We start from the raw sequence: 4,681 nt of genomic DNA on the forward strand, positions 1-4,681 counted from the left end.
GCTCAGGTAGCCTTTACCTATACCGCCACCGATGGTACTGAGTCGCTAACCGAAACATTGACCATTACCATCACAGGTACCAATGATCTTCCAGTAATAGATGCAACGACACCCATAAATGTGTCAGAAGAGGGTTTACTTTACGGACTGATAGATGCTCTTCCGGTTCCTGATGACACGACAGACCTTGTAACAGCAAACGGAACAATCAGCTTTACCGATATAGATAGCGACACATTTACCATTACCTTAAGTGGAGCTAGCGGTCTAACATCAGGTGGAGCCGATGTTAACGTCTGGGAGTGGGATGGAACAACCCTCACCGGTAAAACCGGAGCTGGAACTGTAGTAATGACGGTCTCATTAGGTGCTATCAGCTCTGATGGAAATAATGAATACAGTGTCATTTATACCATGCTCCTTCTTGCTCCATTGGATCATCTGTATGGCGATAACACCGAACTGTCGATGCCTATCGAGTTCGGGGTCAATATCTCTGATGAGGTTAATAACAGTGTAGACACAACATTTATCGTAAATGTTGAGGATGACTCCCCGGTTGATCAGTTAGAGCCACTGGCTGAGCCCGAGATGTTTAACGCTATAGGTCAATATATCACCGGGAACCTATTCGCCCCAGGTGCCGATGGTTTAGGAAATATCGTCTTTGACGTAACGGATAGCGTAAAGGACAACCTTCTTCATGAGGGTTCAAAGCTCTCCTACGTAATGGAAGACGATGTAACTCTCGTTGCCAGATCTCTGGCTGATAACAGCATAGTCTTCACATTAACGGCCGTTCCTGACGGAAACGGAAATTATGATTATAAGCTGGTGATGTTTGAAGAGATTCAGCTTAAAGTCACCGTTGATTATGACCTGAGTACCGCTCCTGCGGGTAACAATGATGCTTACTTTGTCGACGCTACTGGTGAGATTTTCTCCAAAGGTGATGATGCGGCGAACCTCATCGCAACAATGACTGGTAGCGACGAAGGCGCTGCTGAAAGCATTAACTCCAATAACCATGGTATTGGTGTGGGAGACAAAACCTCGATAGATGACGGAGAGTCAATTAAATTTGATTACACTACTCCAGAATCTGGTGGAACCAACGTCGCGATAATTGAACTTGGAGCCAATAATAATGGTAACCATACAGGGGTGGGGGTAATCAGTAACTTCTACTATATTGTGACTTATGCTAGTGGTGATGTCTCTGATCCAATATTAGGTCAGCTTGATGGCGTGAATGGCGATGGTACATTCGAAATAAGTGTAGTAGCACCAAATGGTGACCTGATTGAATCTATCGAAATCTTCCATGCTAGTGATGGTAGCAATGACTTCCAGGTTATAGGTGTATCCTCAACAGGTACCATCACCGAGTCGGCTATTGATATTGATTTCACATACACAGCCACAGATGCCGATGGCGACAATGTATTTGGAGTCGATGAGTTTGGCAATTTCTCTGTAACCTTAAATCCAGCCCCAGATGTTGAAGACTACAATGCCATAGTTGGAAACGACGATCCAAACGTGCTACCAGGCACAGCAGATGCTGACTATATTTTTGGCGGATTAGGCGGTGACACCATAACTGGCGGATTAGGAGGAGATCTGCTTATCGGTGGAGAAGGCTCTGATGCTATAGATGTTGGTATTGATGCTGACAGAGATATCGTTGTCTGGGAGGTTGGTTCGGCGGATGGTAGTACAGATACCATTACCAACTTTGACATAAACAACGATGCTCTCGATCTCTCTGACATATTAGTCGATGAAGAGTTTGGAGTACTTGATGAATACTTCATCTTCAACTTTGCAGGAGGAAATACTGAGATCACATTAGATACAAATGGTAGTCTTGACGGTGGTGAAACCGTCACGATTATATTAACAGGAGTGGATCTATTTACTGAATATGGTGTCACAATAGATGGGTCATATGATAACGCAGACTACGCAGTAATCATCAATGGCTTACTCGATGACGATGCACTGATTGTTGACGTTCCATAGGCAACAGCAAGGTAAAACAGTACTTTTTAGCACTAAAAAGTCTACAAAACCAAAGCGTTCAAGTAACACGAAGCCACTATATTTAGTGGCTTCGTCGTATTTAAAACACTAACTTTATCAAAAGCTAATACAAAAGTGGTATTTACCTATGCACGCACTGTCAAAAAATTGACCAGCATAGATACATACGTTAAGATTTCTGGTCAAATGTTTATATTGCCGCCTCTTTTGGATATCTAGTTTTTACCTGGGCCGCACGGTTAATGCTTACTCGCTTGGAGTTATGAATGAAATCTTTAGTTACTGCACAACACGGACAAGTTTTGCTTGCTAATGGAAACGTCACCATTGAAATTGCAAATGGAAGGCAAAATATTGCTCCAGGTGAACAGCTACCGAAAGGCTCCACGCTATATATTGAAGACGGCGCTGAAGTTGAAATCTCTTTTGAAGATGGCACGACATACTCCAACCTTTCACCTACAGCCCTGGATTCTGAGGAGTTGGTAGCTGATAGCAATTCAAGCGCTTTAGATGAGATCCAGGCACTTCAGGACTTAATCGCTTCCGGTGAAGACCCTACTGCAGGCCTGCCCGATACGGCAGCTGGCGCCGGAACAGATGCTAACCAGGGCGGCACGGACTTTATCTCATTAAGTCGTAGCGGAGATGAGACTATTGCCTCATCTGGGTTCACAACCGATGGAAGCGCACAAAGTGAGTTTTCTGCTGACGGCAATGTGGATGAAAGCGTCATCGATAACCCCTCAGAGTTAATAGATGACAGCATTACTATCGATGAAGATGGTGTAGCAACGGGTAATGTATTAGATAACGATTCCGATGTAGATAGCGATCTGAGTGTCATCACCTTTGAAGTTAACGGTGACACTCATTTAGCAGGCACACAAGTTACGCTTGAAGGCGGCACTCTGATTATTGCTGAAGACGGCAGCTACACCTTCACGCCCGATGAAAACTGGAACGGCTCAGTTCCGGTCATTACCTACACCACCAACACCGGCTCTACGGCTACACTAACCATCGAGGTCACGCCTGTCGATGACGCCAGCGTGCTTGTTAATGACAGCAATATCATAGATGAAGACACCGTCGCGACGGGTAATGTGTTAGATAATGACTCGGATGTGGATAACGAGCTAACCGTTGCCAGTTTCGAGGTTAATGGCACCAACTACAGTGCCGGCACTGAGGTTACGTTTGAAGGCGGCACTCTGGTTATCAGTGAAGACGGCAGTTACACCTTCACGCCTAATGAAAACTGGAACGGCTCAGTCCCGGTCATCACCTACACCACCAACACCGGCTCTACGGCAACACTGACCATAGAGGTCACGCCTGTCGATGACGCCAGTGTGCTGGTAAATGACAGCAATACCATAGATGAAGACACCGTCGCGACCGGTAATGTGTTAGATAATGACTCGGATGTGGATAACGATCTAACCGTTGCCAGTTTCGAGGTTAATGGCACCAACTACAGCGCAGGCACTGAGGTTACGCTTGAAGGCGGCACTCTGGTTATCAGTGAAGACGGCAGCTACACCTTCACGCCCAATGAAAACTGGAACGGCTCAGTCCCGGTCATCACCTACACCACCAACACCGGCTCTACGGCAACACTAACCATAGAGGTTACCCCTGTCGATGACGCCAGCGTACTTGCTAATGACAGCAATACCATAGCTGAAGACAGTATTGCGACGGGTAATGTCTTAGATAATGACTCGGATGTGGATAACGAGCTTACCGTTACCAGTTTCGAGGTTAATGGCACTAACTACAGTGCAGGCACAGAGGTTACGCTAGAAGGCGGCACTCTGGTTATCAGTGAAGACGGCAGTTACACCTTCACGCCTAATGAAAACTGGAACGGCTCAGTCCCGGTCATCACCTACACCACCAACACCGGCTCTACGGCAACACTAACCATAGAGGTCACCCCTGTCGATGACGCCAGCGTACTTGCTAATGACAGCAATACCATAGCTGAAGACAGTATTGCGACGGGTAATGTGTTAGATAATGACTCGGATGTGGATAACGAGCTTACCGTTGCCAGTTTCGAGGTTAATGGCACCAACTACAGCGCAGGCACAGAGGTCACCCTCAACGGTGGTACGCTGATTATCGGTGAAGACGGCAGCTACACCTTCACGCCCGATGAAAACTGGAACGGCTCAGTTCCGGTCATTACCTACACCACCAACACCGGCTCTACGGCAACGCTGACTATCGAGGTCACCCCTGTCGATGACGCCAGCGTACTAGCCAATGACAGCAATACCATTGCTGAAGACAGCGTCGCCAGAGGTAATGTATTAACCAACGACTCGGATGTTGATAACGAACTCACCGTCACCAGTTTTAATGTAAACGGCTCCAGCTACAGCGCGGGAACTGAGGTAACACTAACTGGCGGCTCACTAGTGATTAACTCTAACGGCAGCTATACATTCAGACCAAACGAAGATTGGAATGGCTCACTCCCAGTTATCACCTACACCACCAATACTGGCTCCTCAGCAACACTGAGTATTGTTGTAACTCCAGTAAATGATGCTTTCACCGATGACAGTGAAGTGGTTGAGCTCAATGAGGATGGTGCCCTGCACAGCGGCGATCTGCTCGATGG

Annotated in this window: 2 protein-coding genes; both read left to right on the top strand. The window is 46.7% G+C overall.

Annotated features, from left to right (window positions below):
• Positions 1-2,025: type I secretion C-terminal target domain-containing protein (locus Q1B47_RS21770; protein WP_299798823.1), on the top strand; the 2,025-nt coding region annotated here is incomplete at its 5' end.
• A 287-nt stretch (positions 2,026-2,312) separates the two neighbouring features.
• Positions 2,313-4,681: retention module-containing protein (locus Q1B47_RS21775; RefSeq protein ID WP_299798825.1), on the top strand; the 2,369-nt coding region annotated here is incomplete at its 3' end.

This window comes from uncultured Shewanella sp., assembly GCF_947501225.1.
Taxonomy (GTDB): Bacteria; Pseudomonadota; Gammaproteobacteria; order Enterobacterales; family Shewanellaceae; genus Shewanella.